Annotated in this window: 18 protein-coding genes and 2 pseudogenes; 6 read left to right on the forward strand and 14 right to left on the reverse strand. The window is 41.8% G+C overall.

Features of this window, described 5'->3' with window-relative positions; genetic code table 11:
- From HMPREF2634_RS10155 to HMPREF2634_RS03025, 5 genes and pseudogenes are all read right to left on the reverse strand, one after another.
- Nucleotides 1–167, reverse strand: a pseudogene (locus tag HMPREF2634_RS10155) (sigma-70 family RNA polymerase sigma factor); the annotation flags it as partial.
- A gap of 216 nt (nucleotides 168–383) precedes the next feature.
- Nucleotides 384–809 carry a transcription antitermination factor NusB gene (gene nusB / locus HMPREF2634_RS03010; protein ID WP_003026303.1) on the reverse strand — a complete coding sequence of 142 codons (426 nt, stop codon included), beginning with the start codon at nucleotides 807–809 and terminating at the stop codon, nucleotides 384–386.
- A complete protein-coding gene (locus HMPREF2634_RS03015) occupies nucleotides 802–1,191 on the reverse strand; it encodes an Asp23/Gls24 family envelope stress response protein (protein WP_003026305.1) in 390 nt (129 codons plus the stop codon). Before HMPREF2634_RS03015 ends, nusB begins: the two co-directional genes overlap by 8 nt.
- Nucleotides 1,192–1,300: 109 nt before the next feature.
- On the reverse strand, nucleotides 1,301–1,861 hold the full coding sequence (gene efp / locus HMPREF2634_RS03020) for an elongation factor P (protein ID WP_003026309.1): 561 nt from the start codon (nucleotides 1,859–1,861) through the stop codon (nucleotides 1,301–1,303).
- Between the two features lie 58 nt (nucleotides 1,862–1,919).
- A complete protein-coding gene (locus HMPREF2634_RS03025) occupies nucleotides 1,920–2,981 on the reverse strand; it encodes a M24 family metallopeptidase (RefSeq protein WP_021002088.1) in 1,062 nt (353 codons plus the stop codon).
- Between the two features lie 147 nt (nucleotides 2,982–3,128).
- Between HMPREF2634_RS03025 and HMPREF2634_RS03030 the strand changes: the two genes are divergently transcribed.
- Complete coding sequence (locus HMPREF2634_RS03030) at nucleotides 3,129–3,884, forward strand: hypothetical protein (protein ID WP_021002089.1); 756 nt, start codon at nucleotides 3,129–3,131, stop codon at nucleotides 3,882–3,884.
- Nucleotides 3,885–3,921: 37 nt separating this feature from the next.
- Here HMPREF2634_RS03030 and uvrA read toward each other — a convergent pair whose 3' ends face one another.
- On the reverse strand, nucleotides 3,922–6,747 hold the full coding sequence (uvrA, locus tag HMPREF2634_RS03035; protein ID WP_070836286.1) for an excinuclease ABC subunit UvrA: 2,826 nt from the start codon (nucleotides 6,745–6,747) through the stop codon (nucleotides 3,922–3,924).
- Nucleotides 6,748–6,869: 122 nt separating this feature from the next.
- Here uvrA and HMPREF2634_RS03040 point away from each other — a divergent pair, with 122 nt between their 5' ends.
- Entirely contained in the window at nucleotides 6,870–7,814 is a 945-nt protein-coding gene (locus tag HMPREF2634_RS03040) for a magnesium transporter CorA family protein (protein ID WP_003026319.1), read from the forward strand.
- Between the two features lie 15 nt (nucleotides 7,815–7,829).
- On the forward strand, nucleotides 7,830–8,507 hold the full coding sequence (locus HMPREF2634_RS03045) for a DUF1129 domain-containing protein (protein ID WP_021002091.1): 678 nt from the start codon (nucleotides 7,830–7,832) through the stop codon (nucleotides 8,505–8,507).
- A gap of 179 nt (nucleotides 8,508–8,686) precedes the next feature.
- On the opposite strand, the gene rpsR is transcribed toward HMPREF2634_RS03045, so the two are convergent.
- The 3 genes from rpsR to rpsF are packed head-to-tail and all read right to left on the reverse strand — an operon-like array spanning nucleotide 8,687 to nucleotide 9,756.
- Nucleotides 8,687–8,926, reverse strand: a complete 240-nt coding sequence (gene rpsR / locus HMPREF2634_RS03050; protein ID WP_000068664.1) for a 30S ribosomal protein S18 — start codon at nucleotides 8,924–8,926, stop codon at nucleotides 8,687–8,689.
- 36 nt (nucleotides 8,927–8,962) lie between these two features.
- Complete coding sequence (locus HMPREF2634_RS03055; RefSeq protein ID WP_021002092.1) at nucleotides 8,963–9,454, reverse strand: single-stranded DNA-binding protein; 492 nt, start codon at nucleotides 9,452–9,454, stop codon at nucleotides 8,963–8,965.
- A gap of 11 nt (nucleotides 9,455–9,465) precedes the next feature.
- Complete coding sequence (rpsF, locus tag HMPREF2634_RS03060) at nucleotides 9,466–9,756, reverse strand: 30S ribosomal protein S6 (protein WP_003026325.1); 291 nt, start codon at nucleotides 9,754–9,756, stop codon at nucleotides 9,466–9,468.
- A 267-nt stretch (nucleotides 9,757–10,023) separates the two neighbouring features.
- Here rpsF and HMPREF2634_RS03065 point away from each other — a divergent pair, with 267 nt between their 5' ends.
- The 3 genes from HMPREF2634_RS03065 to HMPREF2634_RS03075 are packed head-to-tail and all read left to right on the forward strand — an operon-like array spanning nucleotide 10,024 to nucleotide 12,354.
- Nucleotides 10,024–11,067 carry a bifunctional glycosyltransferase family 2/GtrA family protein gene (locus tag HMPREF2634_RS03065; protein ID WP_057489811.1) on the forward strand — a complete coding sequence of 348 codons (1,044 nt, stop codon included), beginning with the start codon at nucleotides 10,024–10,026 and terminating at the stop codon, nucleotides 11,065–11,067.
- Nucleotides 11,064–11,969 carry a phosphodiester glycosidase family protein gene (locus HMPREF2634_RS03070; RefSeq protein WP_070836289.1) on the forward strand — a complete coding sequence of 302 codons (906 nt, stop codon included), beginning with the start codon at nucleotides 11,064–11,066 and terminating at the stop codon, nucleotides 11,967–11,969. Before HMPREF2634_RS03065 ends, HMPREF2634_RS03070 begins: the two co-directional genes overlap by 4 nt.
- A complete protein-coding gene (locus tag HMPREF2634_RS03075; protein ID WP_021002095.1) occupies nucleotides 11,944–12,354 on the forward strand; it encodes a hypothetical protein in 411 nt (136 codons plus the stop codon). The genes HMPREF2634_RS03070 and HMPREF2634_RS03075 overlap by 26 nt, the downstream gene beginning before the upstream one ends.
- A 232-nt stretch (nucleotides 12,355–12,586) precedes the next feature.
- Here the strand turns inward: HMPREF2634_RS03075 and HMPREF2634_RS03080 are convergent, their stop codons facing one another.
- The 5 genes and pseudogenes from HMPREF2634_RS03080 to metE all read right to left on the reverse strand — a co-directional run bounded on the left by HMPREF2634_RS03080 (nucleotide 12,587) and on the right by metE (nucleotide 18,925).
- Nucleotides 12,587–13,192, reverse strand: coding sequence for a histidine phosphatase family protein (locus tag HMPREF2634_RS03080; protein ID WP_021002096.1), 606 nt, complete (start codon nucleotides 13,190–13,192; stop codon nucleotides 12,587–12,589).
- An 11-nt stretch (nucleotides 13,193–13,203) separates the two neighbouring features.
- Entirely contained in the window at nucleotides 13,204–14,046 is an 843-nt protein-coding gene (locus HMPREF2634_RS03085; RefSeq protein WP_021002097.1) for a Cof-type HAD-IIB family hydrolase, read from the reverse strand.
- 12 nt (nucleotides 14,047–14,058) lie between these two features.
- Nucleotides 14,059–15,525 (reverse strand): annotated as a pseudogene (locus tag HMPREF2634_RS03090) (glycoside hydrolase family 1 protein).
- Between the two features lie 223 nt (nucleotides 15,526–15,748).
- Nucleotides 15,749–16,603, reverse strand: coding sequence for a methylenetetrahydrofolate reductase [NAD(P)H] (gene metF / locus HMPREF2634_RS03095; protein ID WP_021002098.1), 855 nt, complete (start codon nucleotides 16,601–16,603; stop codon nucleotides 15,749–15,751).
- A gap of 72 nt (nucleotides 16,604–16,675) precedes the next feature.
- Nucleotides 16,676–18,925: a 5-methyltetrahydropteroyltriglutamate--homocysteine S-methyltransferase gene (gene metE, locus HMPREF2634_RS03100; RefSeq protein ID WP_021002099.1), complete on the reverse strand. Its 2,250-nt coding sequence runs from the start codon at nucleotides 18,923–18,925 to the stop codon at nucleotides 16,676–16,678.
- Nucleotides 18,926–19,138 lie beyond the last annotated feature (213 nt).

A 19,138-nucleotide genomic window follows, 5' to 3' on the forward strand; every position in this document is an offset into this window, starting at 1 on the left:
AGCTGATGATCTTCTTCTACTAGCTGCGGATACTGGCTTACCAACTGATAGAGCACCAACATTCCCTCTTGGTCCCAATCACTTAACTCCCACAGGTGGACATAATATTCCCTCCGACACTTCAGCACAATTCCTCTTACCTTGCTATATAACTCCTTGAACTCCATTTCCTTCTCCTTCCTTTTACTTACCTTTTAAGGATAGCATGAAGGAGAACCCTTTGGTTTTCTTCTATCTATTTTTTATCTTATTGCATCTCTTCTGGGTCTCGTGAGCAGCATCCCTGTCACTTCAGAGGTTTTCTGAAGCTGTTTAGCGGATAAAATTGAAAAAGAGAGAACGAAGTTCGTCCTCTCAATCCTGTATTCATTTCTTCTTAAAATTTATTCTATAACAAATTTACTTAAAATACCATTGATAAACTTGCTCGATTTTTCATCTGAGAATTTTTTAGATAGCTCAATTGCTTCATTGATTGCGACTAGTTGAGGTGTATCAAACTCTGTCATCTCAAACAATCCCAAGCGAAGAATATTTTTTTCTATCAATGTAAGACGTTCCAAAGTCCAACCTTCTTTTAGGTACTGGCTAAGCTTGTCATCCAACTCGTTTTTAGACTGTTCAACACCCATGACAAGGTTCAATAAAAAGGCTGGAAGTTCCACATCAGAATCGTTTGTCATATCTTTATCATAGAGATATGCAAAACGACACGCTTCTACAATGTCTTTTTCATATTCCAAACTCATTAATGCTTGAAATGCACGTTCACGTAGTTCTCTTCTTGCTTCCAGTTGTACATCAGTCATTGAGGAAATCCTCATCGAACAAATCTTTTAAATCTGGTTTTGGTGTTTTTTCAGGCACAATACCCGCTACATGGATGTTCACTGCGGATAATTCAACTTCTGCCATATCAGAAACAGCACTTTTAACGGCTTTTTGAATAGCAACAGCTACTGCTGGAACCCCTACACCATATTCTAAATATAAATAAATGTCAACAGTTATTTCGCCGTCACTGGCGGTATGAAGATAGACGCCACGTCCTAAAGAGCGTTTTGCAAGGCTGTCAGACATGCTTTTATTTGCGAAAGAGTAAACACCGTCCACTTTAGCCGTTGCAATGGCAATAATTTTTTCTAAGACACGCGGTGCGATAACGATTTCGCCTAATTGTTCAGTTGCCATAACTTGTCCTTTCTTAAGACACAAAGACATTCAAGGAGTCTGTTCAATATTTGTCAGGCTCTCAGTCTGAATTTGATAGTAATTAAGAACTTCTAGTTCTCAACATAAATTATGCACGAGAAACGTAAGTTCCTTCTTGCGTATTGATAATCAATTTTTGTCCAACTTCGATAAAGTCCGGTACGTTGACCACAAGACCTGTTTCAAGAGTAGCTGGCTTACCAGAACCTGTCACCGTTGCTCCTTTAATAGAAGGTTGTGTATCTGTTACGACTAATTCTACAGTCGTTGGAACTGTAACACCGATAACTTCGCTTCCGTAAAATTGAATTTTCACTTCTGAATTTTCAAGGATAAATTTCAATTCTTGCTCTACATTCGCTACTGGGATTTCATATTGCTCAAATGACTCTGTATCCATGAAATAAGCTGTGTCATCCATTTGGTATAAGTATTGTGCTGGGCGCGTTTCAATAATTGCTTGTTCAAATTTTTCTTCAGGACGGTAAGTTGTGTCAAAAGTCGAACCTGTGCGTACATCCCGTAATTTCATACGCATAACAGTATTCCCTTTACCTGGTTTATGGTGGCTTGCTTCAAGGACACGAATCAATTTTCCGTCCGTTGTTTCAAACGTCATACCAGCTTTCAGCTTACTTGCTTCAATCATTATTATTACCTCTTTTAAAATAGATTTCTCTTTATTTTATCATAAACATTGACAATTCTCAAATAACAATTAACTCTTTTGGCGCAAGCGTTAAAAGCTCACAACCTGTGTCTGTGATGAGAATGTCATCTTCGATCCGCACACCGTATTTTCCGTCCAAATAAATACCTGGCTCATCTGTTAAGACCATACCTGCTTCAATCGGCTCAGAGGATTTCCCAAAATAAGGAATCTCATGAATATCAAGACCAATCCCGTGTCCAATCCCGTGTGTGAAATATTGTCCGTAACCTGCATCGTTAATCACTTTGCGCGGTACTTGATCAAACTCAATGCGAGTCATACCAGCCTTCGCAGCCTCAATCAGAGTTTGGTTGCTCCGCAATACAATATCGTAAATTTCACGCTCTTCATCCGTCACATGACCAACATGAATAGTTCGTGTCATATCGCTAACATAGTGATTATAATAACAACCAAAATCCATTGTCAAGGTTTCACCTGTTTGGATGACCTTCTCGCTAGCTACTCCATGCGGCATAGCAGAGCGATAACCTGATGCAATAATAAAGTCAAAAGAAGCCCCTGACGCGCCAAGCTGCCGCATGCGAGCATCTAAAAAGTTCATGACTTGTAGCTCCGTTGTTTGCCCCGGCTTGATAAAATCCAAGACATCTAGAAAGGCTTGATCAGAAATTTGACAAGCTTTTCGAATCGTGGCAATTTCTCCCTCATCTTTGATCATGCGTAGCTTTTCAATGAAAGCAGTCATTGCTGTCAGCTTATAATCTGAAAAAAGTTCTTCGAGAGTTTTGAAAGAATGATAAGAAATTTCGTCATCAAATCCAATAGTCTTTATTTTATCATCTGCAATGATCTTCGCAATTTCTGACAAAGCATCACGCGTTTCAATAATATCAAATCCTTTGATCACACCTTTGGCAATCAAGGTATAGCGTGAGTCGGTCAGAAAAATTCGGCGATTCTTGCTGATAAAAACAGTTGCTTCAGTTCCGCTAAAACTCGTCAGATAATAGATATTTTTAAGATTGGTCACAAGGACAGCATCACAATCCGTTTGCGCAAGTGCTGCTTCTAATTTATTTACTCTTGATAACATAAAAATTCCTCCGTAAAATGATTCAATTTATTATAGCAAAAAAATACCGAAAATAATACAATCTATATAGTTAGGATTAGATGAAATTGACATTTGAAAGCGCTAAATGTATAATTTTTGTTATACAAGAAATGATGAGGTAACGATATGAATAAAACAGAATTACTGTTACAAAGACTGGATGAGATTGGTCAGTCTCTAAAAGATTCGAAACAAGCACTAGCTTTGCTGGCACTTGGTTCTTGCGCAACAGAAAGAGAACGATTGGATCAGTACTCAGATTTAGACTTCTTTGTTATTGTAAAAGATGGCTACAAGCAGACCTATATCCAAGACCTAACCTGGTTAAGTAAGCTAGAACCAATTGCATTTCACTACCAAAATACAGTGGACGGACATAAGGTTCTATTTGAAGATGATGTTTTTTGTGAATTTGCTGTCTTTGAAGCTCATGAACTAGTAAACATTCCCTTCGCTGAAGGCAAGATTATCTGGAAGGAGGTCGGTTTTGATGAAACAATCTGTCAGCCACAAAGACTGCCATCAAAAGAAAACAGAGACCGTGAATGGTTGTTGGGAGAAATTTTATGTAATCTATATTTAGGGCTAGGTCGCTATCAGCGAGGCGAAAAATTAGCTGCTTATGATTTGATCCAAAACAGATCCGTCAAGCTTTGGACTGAACTAATCAGTTTGGAAACAACTTCTAGATCTAATTTTATAGATATCTTTAATACCAATAGACGATTTGAAGAAGGTTATCCAAAGGAAGCCAAGCAATTGCCTCACTTTTTGCAAGGTTACGAACGCATTTCTGAGTCTGCTCAAGCACTCCTAGAATATCTGGATAAACACTATTCTCTTAACCCATTTATAAAAGAAAAAATTCGTAATTTATTATAAAAAAGACTCTGCCTAAAAAAGCAGAGTCTTTTAAATCTTATTTTAACTTTCCTTTTAGATACTGGCCAGTATAGCTAGCAGAGTTTGCAGCTACTTCTTCTGGTGTACCAGTAGCAATAATAGTACCTCCGCCAATACCACCTTCTGGTCCAAGGTCAATAATGTGATCGGCCGTCTTAATAACGTCCAAATTATGCTCGATGACGAGAACCGTGTTGCCATCATCTACAAAACGTGATAGCACTTGGAGAAGTTTCGCAATATCCTCCGTGTGCAGACCTGTAGTTGGTTCATCCAGAATATAGAAAGACTTACCTGTTGAGCGCTTGTGAAGTTCGCTGGCTAGTTTCATCCGCTGAGCCTCCCCACCAGAAAGAGTTGTGGCGGGTTGCCCCAAGGTCACATAGCCTAACCCAACATCTTTAATCGTCTGCAACTTCCGCTCGATTTTTGGAATATGTTTGAAGAATTCGACTGCGTCATTGACCGTCATATCCAAAACTTGAGCAATGTTTTTCTCCTTGTAGTGCACTTCCAAGGTTTCACTATTGTACCGTGTTCCATGACAAACCTCACAAGGGACATAAACATCTGGTAAAAAGTGCATCTCAAGCTTGATAATCCCATCCCCAGAGCAGGCCTCGCAGCGTCCCCCCTTCACATTGAAAGAGAAACGCCCTTTTTTATACCCACGAATCTTAGCTTCATTGGTCTTGGCAAAAAGGTCACGAATATCATCGAAAACCCCAGTATAAGTAGCAGGATTGGAGCGAGGAGTCCGTCCAATCGGGCTTTGGTCAATATCAATCAAACGATCGATATGCTCAATGCCTGAAATCTTTTTAAATTTTCCCGGTTTATCTGAATTTCGATTGAGCTTTTGCGCAATCGCTTTTTTGAGAATAGAATTAACCAGAGTGGACTTGCCAGAGCCCGAAACGCCCGTCACAGCGATAAATTTTCCCAGCGGGAAGCGGGCCGTGATGTTTTGCAAATTGTGCTCGCTCGCACCTGTGACTTCGATAAATCGGCCGTTTCCTACGCGGCGCTCCAATGGCACTGGAATTTCACGTTTGCCCGATAAATACTGACCTGTAATTGATTTCTTGCTTTTTGCAACTTGCTCTGGAGTGCCTGCCGCAACAATTTCACCACCAAAAACACCTGCTCCAGGCCCAACATCAATCAACCAATCAGCCTCGCGCATGGTGTCCTCGTCATGTTCAACTACGATGAGAGTATTGCCCAAATCACGCATTTTTTTGAGACTGGCAATCAAGCGATTATTATCGCGCTGATGAAGACCGATAGAAGGCTCATCTAAGATATAAAGAACACCGCTGAGATTAGAGCCGATTTGAGTCGCCAAGCGAATCCGCTGACTCTCACCACCAGACAGCGTGCCTGCAGAACGAGATAGAGTTAGATAATTAAGTCCGACATTATTAAGAAATGTCAAGCGATCTCGGATTTCTTTGATAATCGGCGTTGCAATGGTCACCTCATTTTCAGTCAATGTCAGATGAGAAATCAATTCTAAATGATCCGCAATAGACAAATCAGACACTTGACCAATATTGAGACCATTCTCACCACCTACTTTAACAGACAAAGCTTGCGGATTCAGCCGATAACCTTGACAACTTGCACAGGTCAGCTCATTCATATAGGTTCGCATCTGGGTACGAGTGAAATCACTATTAGTCTCATGGTAGCGACGGTTTATATTGGTTACCACTCCTTCAAAAGGAATGTCGATATCTCGCACGCCACCGAATTCATTTTCATAATGAAAATGAAATTCTCGTCCTTCAGAACCAAAGAAGATTAGTTGTTGTTCATCTTCGGTCAATTCCTCAAATGGCTTATCCATATCGATACCAAATTCCGTCATTGCCTGTTCTAGCATTTGAGGATAATAATTTGAAGAAATAGGATTCCATGGAGCTAAGGCGCCTTCCCGCAAGGTTTTACTACTGTCAGGAACCACCATATCCAAGTCTACTTCCAGTTTCACACCCAGACCGTCACAATCAGGACAAGAGCCAAATGGTGCATTAAAAGAAAAGAGACGAGGCTCCAACTCAGGTACCGTAAAGCCACAGACTGGACAAGCATAATGCTCGGAAAAGAGTAATTCCTTGCCATCCATCGTATCAATCACCACGTAACCGTCCGCAATTCTTAAGGCTGCTTCAATCGAATCAAACAACCGACTGCGTACACCGTCCTTAATAACAATTCGGTCCACCACTACTTCGATATCGTGTTTTTTCGTTTTAGAAAGCTCTGGAACTTCTGTGACATCATAAACATCTCCGTCCACGCGCACACGCACGTATCCGTCTTTTTGAATTTTCTCAAAAATTGTCTTGTGTTGCCCTTTTTTCTTGCGAACAATGGGCGCTAGGATTTGCAACCGCTGACGCTCTGGCAATTCCAAAACCTGATTGACAATCTGCTCCACAGAAGAAGCGGTAATGGCTCCATGCCCATTGATACAATATGGAGTTCCCACACGCGCATAGAGCAAACGGAGGTAATCATTGATTTCTGTAGCTGTTCCGACTGTTGACCGCGGATTCTTGCTGGTCGTTTTTTGATCAATAGAAATGGCTGGACTAAGTCCGTCAATTGAGTCCACGTCTGGTTTTTCCATATTGCCCAAAAATTGGCGGGCATAGGCAGACAAACTTTCTACATAGCGACGTTGCCCCTCTGCATAGAGAGTGTCAAAAGCTAAGCTAGATTTGCCTGAACCAGACAAACCAGTCACGACAACCAACTTGTCTCGCGGAATTGTGACATCAATATTTTTTAAATTATGAGCTCGTGCTCCATGAATGATAATTTTATCCTGCATTCTTACCACACTTTATTTTAAACTTCTTTTTATTATAACAAAATTTTCTACAATCTTTTACCCAAAAACTCGGAATTTTATAGTATAATAGTACGGTGTGCAAATAACTGAAGGAGGAAAACATGAAACAAGTCTTTCTATCAACAACAACTGAACTTAAAGAAATTGATACGCTTGAGTCGGGGACTTGGATCAATTTAGTCAACCCTTCTCAAAGTGAGTCTACTGAAATTGCCAACGCCTTTGACATTGATATTACGGACTTACGAGCACCCCTTGACGCAGAGGAAATGTCTCGTGTTACCATCGAAGATGAATATACCTTGATTATTGTGGATGTTCCAATTACAGAGGAGCGAAATAATCAGACTTACTATGTAACCATCCCTCTAGGGATTATTATTACCGAAGAGGCGATTATTACCACCTGTTTGGAAAAACTCCCTTTATTGGATATTTTTATCAATCGACGACTGCGTAATTTCTATACTTTCATGCGTTCGCGCTTTATTTTCCAAATTCTTTACCGCAATGCCGAGCTTTATCTGACAGCGTTACGCTCTATTGACCGCAAGAGTGAGCAGATTGAAAGTCAACTGCACAAGTCCACTCGCAATGAAGAATTGATTGAACTCATGGAGCTTGAAAAAACGATTGTCTATTTCAAAGCTTCCTTGAAAACCAATGAGCGCGTGATTAAAAAATTGACCAGCGCTACAAGCAATATTAAGAAATATTTGGAAGATGAGGACTTGCTGGAAGATACACTCATCGAGACCCAGCAGGCGATTGAGATGGCAGATATTTATGGAAATATCTTGCACAGCATGACCGATACATTTGCTTCTATCATTTCAAATAATCAAAATAACATCATGAAAGCTCTGGCTTTGGTGACGATTGTCATGTCCATTCCAACCATGATTTTTTCAGCCTATGGAATGAACTTCAAAAACAATGACTTACCACTCAACGGGGAACCTCACGCTTTTTGGATTATTATTTTTATCGCCTTTGCGATAAGTGTTTCCCTGACTGTTTACCTTATTCACAAAAAATTATTCTAATTAAAAGGAGATCTTATGACACAAGTTTCTTTGGATAAATTAAGCAAAAAGAATCAAGAATTTGTCCGTATCGCAACTCACCAACTCATCAAAGACGGAAAAACAGACGAAGAAATCAAAGCCTTGCTAGAGGAGATTATCCCAACAATCCTTGAAAATCAAGCAAAAGGCATCACCGCTCGCGGACTTTATGGAGCACCAACTGTTTGGGCAGCAAATTTCTCAGAAACAAAACAAAAAGAAGCTCAGACCGTCCAAGAAAATACCAACCCATATCTCATGATTATGGATGCTTTCCTATTTGTCTTTAGTTTATTTGCTATTTTAAACAGTAGCGTTAATTTGTTCTCTAAAAATCCAAGCAATTATGGTATTGTAACCATTGTACTTGGTAGCGCAGTAGGGGCACTCGTATTTTATGGCATGTATTACTTTATTTACCGTTTTTATTATGCCGACCAGGACCAAAGTCAGAAACCACCATTTTTCAAATCGCTTCTTATCATTTCAGCTGCTACGATTTTGTGGGCTGTTGTTCTTTACGGAACAACCTTCCTGTTGCCAGCAGTTTTAAATCCAAAGCTGCCAAACTTATTTATTCTAGTGTTTGGCGGAGTAACTTTGGCACTTCGTTTCTATCTCAAAAAGAAATTCGATATCCGCAGTGCTTTAACCGCACCAAGACAACTTTAGTCGTATTCTTATTAAAACATCCGCTTGTTGAAACAGGCGGATGTTTTAATAAGATCTAATAAGTATTTTTGGCAACCGTTTCAAACAATTTTGAGCATAAGAAAAGCAACCTATTTAGTTGCTGATTGAGTTTTAAAAAATGAGCATGATTTTATGAAATTCATGCTCATTTTTATATTTTAGTCTTCGTTTACGAAAGGCATTAAAGCCATTACGCGAGCGCGTTTGATTGCTGTTGTTACTTTACGTTGGTTTTTAGCTGAAGTTCCTGTTACACGACGAGGAAGGATTTTCCCACGTTCTGAAACGAAACGGCTAAGAAGCTCAGTATCTTTGTAATCAACATATTCAATCTTGTTTGCTGCGATGTAATCAACTTTTTTACGGCGTTTAAATCCGCCACGACGTTGTTGAGCCATGTTCTTTCTCCTTTATATCATTATTCTGTTTGTCCATTAAAATGGTAGATCGTCATCTGAGATATCCATTGGATTGGTATTGCCAAATGGATTTTCATCACGAGAAAAGTTGGGTACTTGATTGACAGAAGTTGAGTTCCCAAAATTGGAAGACGAATTTCCGAAGTTATTAGAAGTGTAGCCACCAGAAGATTGACCTTCACGGCTGGCACGGCTTTCTAGCAGTTGGAAATTGTCAGCTACCACTTCTGTCACATAGACACGTTGACCTTGCTGGTTTTCGTAGTTACGTGTCTGAATCCGACCAGTAATTCCGATAAGAGCTCCTTTTTTAGCCCAATTTGCAAGATTTTCTGCCTGCTGGCGCCAAATCACAACGTTAATGAAATCTGCTTCTCTCTCGCCACTTTGATTTTTAAAGTTGCGATTGACAGCAAGAGTAAAAGTTGCGACCGCTTGATTTTGCGGAGTATAGCGAAGTTCGGCATCTCGGGTCATCCGACCCACAAGTACAACGTTATTTATCATAGTAACCCTTCTTATGCGTCAAGTTTGACGATCATGTGACGAAGAATGTCAGCGTTGATTTTTGAAAGACGGTCAAATTCATTCAAAGCGACTGCGTCTTCAGCTTCAACGTTTACGATGTGGTAAAGTCCTTCACGGAAATCTTGGATTTCGTATGCAAGACGACGTTTTTCCCAGTCTTTTGATTCAACAACAGTTGCACCGTTGTCAGTCAAGATAGAGTCAAAGCGTGCTACCAAAGCGTTTTTTGCTTCTTCTTCAATGTTTGGACGAATAATATAAAGAATTTCGTATTTAGCCATTGATTTTTCCTCCTTTTGGTCTAATGACCCCCAGCCATTACAAGGGGTAAGTGAGGTTTTCTCACGAGTAACTATTATACTAAACTTTTTGGGAAATAGCAAGAAAAATTCGATTTTTGTTTTTGTAAAAAGCACAGTTTTTCCCTATACTCCATTACCCATTCCATTCCAAAACCTTAAAAAAAGCTGATATCAGTTAGTTTTAAGCTATGCTCTATATACTGTTGTGTAAATTTTCTATCACTTTTCTAAGAAAGGAGTAAACACATGAACTATTTAGTCATTCCCGCTTACAAACCCGACCTCAATCTCCTTCATCTTTTGCAAAAAGTGAAGGAAAAGAGTTCGCTGCAAATCATCGTGGTAAATGACGGCAGTCCGACTAGTTATGATTCGATTTTCCAGGAAGCTCAAAAATACGCTACGGTTCTATGCTATATGACCAACCAAGGCAAAGGGCAAGCGCTAAAAACTGCTTTTTCTTATATTGATTCCTTAGGTCAATATGGAACAGTGGTCACAGCTGATGCAGATGGTCAACACAAAGTGTGGGATATTTTCCGAGTGAGCAAAAAGGCTCAAGAAAACCCCAATCACTTGATTATGGGAGCGCGTTCTTTTTCTGGCAACGTTCCTTTGCGTTCGGCTTTTGGAAATAAATTAACACGATTTCTGTTTAAGCAACAGACTGGTGTTTCCGTGACAGACACCCAAACAGGACTTCGTGGATTTACAACCAACATGATTCCGTTTATGTTGGAGGTTGAAGGGCAGCGTTATGAATATGAAATGAATATGCTGCTAGCTGCTTCTAAAGAATACCCTATCATTGAAGTGCCAATCGAGACGGTTTATATCAATGACAATCAAGCTTCTCACTTTAGACCAGTACGCGACGGGCTTATGATCTACAAAGACATGTTTAAATTTGCACTCTCTTCAATTAGTAGTTTTTCGATTGACTATATCGTCTATGCTCTGGCACTCTTGTTGCTTGCTGCAGTTCCGACTAGTCTCAAAATTTTACTAGCAAACGGAGTGGCTCGTGTCACTAGCTCGATTTTTAATTACTCCACAAACAAAAGATTGGTCTTTAAAAATAAAGACAGTGTTGTTAAAACGGGTACTTGTTATTTCGGGCTAGCCTTGGGCTTGTTTATCCTTGACACCCTTTTGATTAGACTCTTTTACGCCATCTTCGGTCTCAATTTGCTGATTGTTAAAATCATTGTCGGCGCACTGCTTTTTTGTCTCTCTTGGCTCGTGCAAAAAAAAATTATTTTCAAGGAAAGGACTCATACCTTATTATGAAATTTTTTAAAAAATCCTATGCTTATGCTAGTCTCTTTGGTATTTTGCTAACAGGGTCGTTTACCTACTCAATGTTAAAAACTTTTGTCTTGTCAGAGTCTATTACAACTGTAAAATCTTCTTCAAGCTCGACAAGTACAACTGCTGCTAAAGCCGCAACAAATGCTACAAAGACTGATACGAGCTATAAAGACGATAATATTTCAGTAAAGATTACTACAAAAACCGTCAGCAACACGAAAGTATACATTGCAGATATTACGGTCAGCTCGCCTGAATATCTCAAAACCGCTCTAGCGCAAAATACTTATGGAAATAACGTGACTGCTAAGACTTCTGTCACAGCAGCCAATAACAACGCCATTCTTGCTATCAACGGGGACTACTACGGAGCCAACACGACTGGCTATGTCATCCGTAACGGTGTTGTTTATCGAGATACCGTACGTGAAGATGCTAGCAATGATGACTTAGCTATTTATAAAGATGGGAGCTTCGGAATTGTTTACGAAAATGATGTTTCTGCTGATGACTTGGTTAAAAATGGTGTTGTAAACCTTCTTGCCTTTGGTCCGGCTTTGGTTGAAAATGGTAAGATTGCTGTTTCAAGCAATTCAGAAGTGGGGCAATCCATGTCTTCGAATCCACGTACAGCTATTGGAATGATTGATAAGAATCATTATATTATCGTTGTATCAGACGGTCGAACTTCAGAAAGCGCTGGGCTTTCTCTTTACGAACTCGCAGAAGTTATGAAGTCTTACGGTGTGAAAACAGCCTACAATCTGGACGGTGGTGGTTCGTCTACTCTTTATTTCAATGGAAAAGTCGTCAATAAACCAACGACAAACGGAACAATTTCAGAAAGGGCGGTGAGTGACATTGTCTACATTGGTTACTAAAGCAAGCAAGAAACGGTTCAAAAAGACAGCCGTTGTCTATGCCTTAATCACAGTATTTTTCTTCATTTTCAGTCGTATTTACGAGCACTTCAGCTTTGGTGAAACTTCAGTTTATATGCATTATCTCTTTGGAGTGCCACTAATAGGAGGGATGGTGCTTCTGATTTTTCAAAAAATGATTCCTAATCTTTCGCGTCTCAGTCTCAATCTTTGGAATTCTGCGGTTGCAACCATTGCTACGGGCGTTCTCTTTCGCGGCATTGTCAACCTGTCTGGACGCTCCACCACAATGGACCTCCCCTACTGGTACGTAGGAATTGGACTTGCTGGATTAGCTCTGCTCTCCATGAGCTTCACCAGAAGCGTGTGGGTGACAGAAGAATAGCGGTTATAATGTTACAAATCTCGAAAATTTCTTCGAGATTTTTTTCGTAAAATACTTAAGTTCAGAATAGTTTACTAATGCAATCACCTACAGAAAAAGGAAAGTTGAGAAAATTACATATAAAAAGAAAGAAAATGATAGTTTTGGTCATCATTTTCTTTCTTTTATTCAACTGTTTAACAACTATGCTATTTTCTCTATAAGAGATCAAGCGATAATAAGTAAGTTGCCGTTACAAGTCATAGACCGTTTTAGCCAATGGGTCAATAACTTGTCGAAGCAGAAACTGGTCGTTTTCATATTGGTAATGACAAATAGCACAGTTACTGAAATAAATATTAGGATCAGGAAAATAGCCTACTTTTAGATAAAAAGCCCACATAGCGCCACCGTGGCTGACGACCAATGTTGGATTTTCAACAGTAGGCGTTTTTTTCATGACTTCTGTCAGAGTGGTCAGCATGCGTTCTCCTACTTGAGTCACATCTTCACCCCCATAAGGCACGTATAAATCTTCAAAAGACACCGCACCAGCTCGAAACTTGGGCTGCAATCTTTCTGGCTGAGCTTCAAAAAACCCAAAATTCCACTCTTTCACTCCTTTGAGACGGGTGTAATCTGTTCGACCCGTCACAATTTCCAAGGTATCACAGGCTCGTTCAGAGGTTGAGCTGTAAGCCGCATCAAATACGACCCCTGCATTTTTAAAATACTGCCCAGCCACCTGAGCCTGATACACTCCTAAGTCCGTCAAAGGGGCGTCACACCAGCCTTGAATCCGATGTCGCTTATTGAATAAAGTTTGCCCGTGTCGCATCAAATAAAGTGTTTTTGTCATAAACTGTTCCTCTAAAGAAGTTCTAATTTTTCAAAGGCATTGTAGAGACCGTCCTCGGCCACATCATCTGTCACCATATCCGCCATGGCTAATATTTCTGGGCCGCCATTACCCATAGAAACCCCAATTTGACAATATTCCAACATCGGAATGTCAATCTTGGCATCTCCAAATGCAATCGTATCTTCTTTTTTCGCCCCCAAATGCTCTAACAGCACATCAATCGCATGAGCTTTCGTAATATCCTTAACTCCTAAGTCACCAAAGAGAGCTTCTTCCCCACGACCACCCCATGTACCAGCCTTGAGCTCTGGAAAAGCTTCCTTAGAGTCCAAGTGATCCTGATAAGAAGTGAGAATAAAGCTGATTTTATTTAGATCATCTCGGTAAAGCTCACCACCAAAGACCATGCCGTGCATCACATCTTCAACCTCTTGATGTTCAACTTCCGCATCTGTTTTTCCTTTTTTCTTGGCATAAAGTTTCATGACCGGACGCGCTGCATCACGGAAATGCTCACTAGCAAAGAGACCGTTGTTACTTTCTAAATAAAATTCCAATCCTCTCTCATGCAGCCAGTCTACCACTCTCTTTTCCACCTCTAAAGGAATCAACTGATGCATGATGACCTGACCTTCATGCTCCACATAAGAACCATTCCCGCCAATCATACCGTCCAGACCAATATCCCAGATTTCCTGAGGCATTTCCGCCTTACTACGTCCCGTACAGACATAGATCAGATGCCCATTTCCCCGCGCCTGACGAATAGCCTGAATAGCGGATTCTGGAATGCGATTATCATAATCCACCAAAGTTCCGTCTACATCTAAAAAGATAATTTTTCTGCTCATCTGTTGACCTCTCTATTCTTCTAAGGCCGCTGCCCCGTTGGTTTCAATCACTTTCTGATACCAGAAGAAAGAATCCTTGCGGGAGCAGTCATAGCTTCCATTTCCTTCATCATCTGCATCCACATAGATAAATCCATAGCGCTTGCTCATCTCAGAAGTAGAGGCAGAAACCAAGTCAATACAGCCCCAAGGCGTGTAACCCATAAGCTCCACTCCATCCTCAATCGATTCGTACATTTGCTTAATATGCTCCTTGAGGTAATCAATTCGGTAGCTGTCGTGGATAGAGCCGTCTGCTTCTACTTTATCCAAAGCACCCAATCCATTTTCTACGATGAAAAGCGGAACCTGATAGCGGTCATAGAGCTTATTGAGGGTAATGCGCAGACCCACCGAGTCAATTTGCCAACCCCAATCAGAGGCTTCTAGATAAGGATTTTTTCACCCAAAGAGAAAGCCTGTAGTTCTTTCACCTTCTTCTGTTCCTTTAGCACGCGCTACAGAAGACATGTAATAGCTGAAGGACATAAAGTCCACCGGATACTGCGCTAGCAATTCTAAGTCCCCGTCTTCGATTTTCAACTTAATGCCATTTTGTTTGAAAAAGCGTTGAGCATAACTTGGATATTTTCCGCGCACCTGTACATCAGAGAAGAAAAGATTTTCATGGTCCTGCTGAATTTCTTCCATAACATCTAAAGGATTGCAAGTCGCTGCATAGGACTGCATACGCGCCAACATCATACCGACTTTAAAGCCTGGATTGATTTCTCGCGCTGTTTTAACTGCTAAACTGCTAGCTACAAATTGATGATGCGCTGCTTGATACAAATCTTGGAAATTTTGTTTTCCGTCTTCAAAAAGCAATCCGCCGCCGACATAACCAGAAATCCCCATAACATTGATTGCGTTAAACGTCAGCCAGTACTTAACTTTATTTTTATATCGCTCAAAAACCGTTCGCACATAGCGTTCGAAAAAGCCGATAACTCGGCGATCTTTCCAGCCACCGTACTCTAATGCCAAATGAATCGGTGTCTCATAGTGCGACAGGGTCACCAAAGGCTCAATGCCATATTTCAAGAGTTCGTCAAAGACCGCATCGTAAAAAGCCAGCCCTTCTTCATTAGGCTCTACATCGTCTCCATTAGGGAAAATTCGACTCCAAGCGATAGAAAGGCGGAAAGTTTTAAAGCCCATTTCTGCAAAAAGAGCAATATCTTCCTTGTAACAATGATAAAAGTCAGAGCCCCAGCGCTTAGGATAGAGTCCTTCCTTATCATTAAGAGCAGCTTCTACTTTTTCTCTGGTCATGGGTGCGGCAAAACCTTCCATATTTTGACGCTCCTCAGGGCGTACAGCTTTGGCTGTATCAGACGTAGCCGGACCACGACCACCTAAATCCCAGCCACCTTCATACTGATTGGCTGCAGTCGCGCCACCTCATAAAAAGCCATTCGGAAACTGTTTTTCTGTCATTTCATTCACCTCGTTCTTTGATTACTTCTATTATACTCTTTTTTGAAACCCTTTTCTTGTAGAATAATCAGAAATAGTGATACTATTCTTTTATTACTCAATATTCTCTATTAATCAGAAAACCAAAAAGAGCGCATTTTCAGCACTCTTTTAAGGTTTCTAGCTGCAACTGCAGAACAACAAAGGTCAGAACATCCTGTTCCCAAAACAAGTCAGGACATGCTTACTTATCAAAAAATGTATGCGTTGCTTGATAAATTTGATGAGCAGTACTGGAATTGTTCATTGTATATAGATGAACACCCGCCACATCTTGCGTGACTAAGTCAACAATTTGGTCAATCGCATAAGCTAATCCTGCTGCTCTGAGTGACTCTGGATCGTGTTCATATTTATCTAGAATAGAGCAAAATTTTCGTGGTAAATAAATGTTTTCACAGGTTTTGAGCAAACGAAGAGCTTGATTTCGGTTTAAAATCGGCATAATCCCCGCATGAATCGGAACCTCAATCCCTGCTAAAATACATTTATCTTGAAAATCGTAAAAACTCTCATTGTCAAAGAAAAGTTGTGTTAAAAGGCTGGAACAGCCGGCATCCACCTTCTTTTTGAGATTTTGGATATCCGAGATTTGATTGGGCGAGTCTGGATGACCTTCTGGATAACAGGCACCCACAATCTCAAAGTGAGGAGCTTCTTTCTTAATATACTCAATCAAATCTGTTGCGTAGACGAAATCCTTTTGGGGCTCCACATCAGGGAGGATATCCCCTCTGAGTGCCAATACTTTATGAACACCTACCTTATCAAGTGCTGTCAGAGTTTCTGTAACCATTTCCTTAGTCAGATAAACCGCAGGCAGGTGAGCAATGGTCGGGATGTGCAGGTCATTGCGGATAAAGTCCGCCAGACGCACCGTCGTTTCTTCAATATTGAACTTACTATTACTCGCTGTGACACTGATAAAATGAGGCACCAGGTCCTGCATTTCCTTCAGGGCCGCCATAATCTTTTCATTGCCTACTGCTGGATTGGGAGGAAATACTTCAAAAGAGAGAGACGGGCTTTGGCTAGACATGTTTCACAATTCCTTTACTAAGACAGCAAGGGCAGGGGCAGGCCCTCCCTTCTGTCAGCTCTTATTTTTTGATTAAAGTTTTTCACGCGCTGCCTTGGCTGCCTCTACCAGGCGGACCAGGCTGGCCTTGGTTTCAGTAATACCACGCGTTTTCAAACCGCAGTCAGGATTGATCCAGACCTTGCGGCTCGGCACCTTGGCCAGGATGGCCTCGATGGTGTGGTCGATTTCCCCTTCATTTGGTACACGAGGAGAGTGGATATCGTAAACTCCAGGTCCCACTTCTGTCTGGAAGTTCTTAGCCTTAAGCTCATCCAGGATTTCCAGGTTGGAGCGGCTGGCTTCAAAGGAGATAACATCCGCATCCATGTTGTCAATGGCCGGGATAATATCGGTAAACTCTGAGTAGCACATGTGGGTATGGATCTGCGTATCCGGGGCAACGGTAGAGTGGACCAGACGGAAGGCCGGAATAGCCCAGTCCAGATAGTCTTCATACCAGTCGCTGCGACGGAGCGGCAGCTTTTCACGCAGGGCAGCTTCATCGATTTGGATAATCTTAACGCCGGCAGCTTCCAGGTCCAGAACTTCGTCCTTGATGGCCAGGGCAATCTGCAGGGTAGAGTCCTTGATGGAAATATCTTCCCGTGGGAAGGACCAGTTGAGGATGGTTACAGGTCCCGTCAGCATTCCCTTAACCGGCTTGTCAGTCCGGCTTTGAGCATAGCTGGACCATTTAACAGTAATCGGGTTGAGGCGGGTTACATCTCCCCAGATAATCGGCGGTTTCACCCCACGCATACCGTATGATTGTACCCAACCATTCTTAGAGAAGAGATAACCTGACAGGTTTTGACCGAAGTACTCAACCATGTCATTACGCTCGAACTCACCATGCACCAGCACGTCAAAGCCAACTTCTTCTTGCCATTTGATCCATTCGTCGATCTGCTCAGCCAGGAACTTATCATAGTCTTCCTGAGAAAGCTCACCCTTGCGGAAGGCCAGGCGCTTGGCCCGAACTTCCTTGGTCTGAGGGAAGGAACCGATGGTTGTCGTCGGCAGGGCCGGCAGTTTGAAGGCTTCCTCCTGGATGGCTTCGCGTTCTGCGAAGGCCGGCAGGCGAGTGTAGTCGGCATCGGTCAATCCAGCGATACGAGTTGCCAATTCAGCATTTTTACCGACACGCTCTGTCGCAAAGAGTTCCTTGTTGGCAACCAAGACTTCTGCTCCGCCACCATTGCGGATGGCATCCAGGTCCCGGATCTCATCCAGCTTTTCCACCGCAAAGGCAAAGTGCTTGAGGATGGCTTCTTCAAAGTCTTCATTGGTTGTGGTGAAAGGTACATGCAGCAGGGAGCAGGAGCTGGTCAGCACAAGCTTTTCAACCGGAACCTGCTCCAGAACAGCCAGGCTCTTTTCATAATTGTTGCGCCAGATATTCTTACCGTTGACAATCCCGGCATAGAGGGTCTTGTCGGCCGGAAAGCCAGACTTGACCAGCTCCAGGGTTTTCTTGCCTTCGACAAAGTCCAGACCGATAGCGTCTACCGGCAGTTCGATTAAATCAGAGTAGATATCCCGAACATCGCCGAAGTAGGTTTGGATCAGGACTTCCAGTCCCTTCTTGTCCGCCAGGAGCTTCTTGTAAAGATCCAGGAAGAGGGCCTTCTCCTCGGCGGACAGGTCCTTGACCAGGATTGGCTCATCCAGCTGGATACGCTCAGCTCCCAGGTCGGCCAATGTGGCCAAGACTTCCTGATAAGCCTTGGCCAGGGCATCCACAAACTGGGCAGCCTCTACCCCTTCTTCAAAGTCGGACAGCTGCAGGAGGGTGAAGGGACCTACCAGGACCGGACGGGTATCCAGGCCCAGCTCCTTGGCTTCCTGGTATTCGTCAAAAATCTTGTGACCGACCAGTTTGACCTCAGTGTCTTTTTCAAATTTTGGAACGATGTAATGGTAGTTGGTGTTGAACCACTTTTTCATGGGCAGGGCACGTACGTCCCCTTTTTCTCCTTGGTAGCCGCGGGCCAGGGCAAAGTAACGCTCCAGGTCAGACAGGTCCAGGCCCTGAACAGAGGACGGCACTACGTTAAAGAGGAAGGCGGCATCCAAAACATTATCATAGTGAGAAAAGTCGTTGGACGGCACTTCGGTAATCCCGTGCTCTTTGACGATATTCCAGTGCTTGGCGCGCAGGTCCTTGGCAGCAGCCAGGAGCTCTTGAGCTGAAATTTCATTCCTAAAGTATTTTTCAGTGGTGAATTTTAATTCGCGGAATTCTCCCAAACGCGGGAAGCCGATAATCGTTGTTGACATAGTCATCCTCCAAAATTTCTTGTTGACACTATCTTAACAGAAATTAAGTCCCCTGTATAATTGGAATTTCTAGGAGTTTGTTATAGTTAAAAACTATAGCAATATTCCAAATATATATTAAACGTTGATTTCATCGCGTGTCGTTCAACATTTTATGATTTAATATAGTTTAAGGCTATGACAGCCGTATACATCAAAATTTTTGAAAATCCT

Source organism: Streptococcus sp. HMSC034B03, assembly GCF_001838575.1.
GTDB lineage: Bacteria > Bacillota > Bacilli > Lactobacillales > Streptococcaceae > Streptococcus > Streptococcus anginosus.

Bases quoted from the DNA above. Each gene is read 5' to 3' on its own strand.
- efp (WP_003026309.1), bottom strand. From the start codon at position 1,861: ATGATTGAAGCAAGTAAGCTGAAAGCTGGTATGACGTTTGAAACAACG.
- HMPREF2634_RS03080 (WP_021002096.1), bottom strand. From the start codon at position 13,192: ATGACAAAAACACTTTATTTGATGCGACACGGGCAAACTTTATTCAAT.
- uvrA (WP_070836286.1), bottom strand. From the start codon at position 6,747: ATGCAGGATAAAATTATCATTCATGGAGCACGAGCTCATAATTTAAAA.
- HMPREF2634_RS03015 (WP_003026305.1), bottom strand. From the start codon at position 1,191: ATGGCAACTGAACAATTAGGCGAAATCGTTATCGCACCGCGTGTCTTA.
- HMPREF2634_RS03055 (WP_021002092.1), bottom strand. From the start codon at position 9,454: ATGATAAATAACGTTGTACTTGTGGGTCGGATGACCCGAGATGCCGAA.
- HMPREF2634_RS03065 (WP_057489811.1), top strand. From the start codon at position 10,024: ATGAACTATTTAGTCATTCCCGCTTACAAACCCGACCTCAATCTCCTT.
- metF (WP_021002098.1), bottom strand. From the start codon at position 16,603: ATGTCTAGCCAAAGCCCGTCTCTCTCTTTTGAAGTATTTCCTCCCAAT.
- HMPREF2634_RS03070 (WP_070836289.1), top strand. From the start codon at position 11,064: ATGAAATTTTTTAAAAAATCCTATGCTTATGCTAGTCTCTTTGGTATT.
- nusB (WP_003026303.1), bottom strand. From the start codon at position 809: ATGACTGATGTACAACTGGAAGCAAGAAGAGAACTACGTGAACGTGCA.
- HMPREF2634_RS03085 (WP_021002097.1), bottom strand. From the start codon at position 14,046: ATGAGCAGAAAAATTATCTTTTTAGATGTAGACGGAACTTTGGTGGAT.
- HMPREF2634_RS03040 (WP_003026319.1), top strand. From the start codon at position 6,870: ATGAAACAAGTCTTTCTATCAACAACAACTGAACTTAAAGAAATTGAT.
- HMPREF2634_RS03030 (WP_021002089.1), top strand. From the start codon at position 3,129: ATGAATAAAACAGAATTACTGTTACAAAGACTGGATGAGATTGGTCAG.
- rpsR (WP_000068664.1), bottom strand. From the start codon at position 8,926: ATGGCTCAACAACGTCGTGGCGGATTTAAACGCCGTAAAAAAGTTGAT.
- HMPREF2634_RS03025 (WP_021002088.1), bottom strand. From the start codon at position 2,981: ATGTTATCAAGAGTAAATAAATTAGAAGCAGCACTTGCGCAAACGGAT.
- metE (WP_021002099.1), bottom strand. From the start codon at position 18,925: ATGTCAACAACGATTATCGGCTTCCCGCGTTTGGGAGAATTCCGCGAA.
- rpsF (WP_003026325.1), bottom strand. From the start codon at position 9,756: ATGGCTAAATACGAAATTCTTTATATTATTCGTCCAAACATTGAAGAA.
- HMPREF2634_RS03045 (WP_021002091.1), top strand. From the start codon at position 7,830: ATGACACAAGTTTCTTTGGATAAATTAAGCAAAAAGAATCAAGAATTT.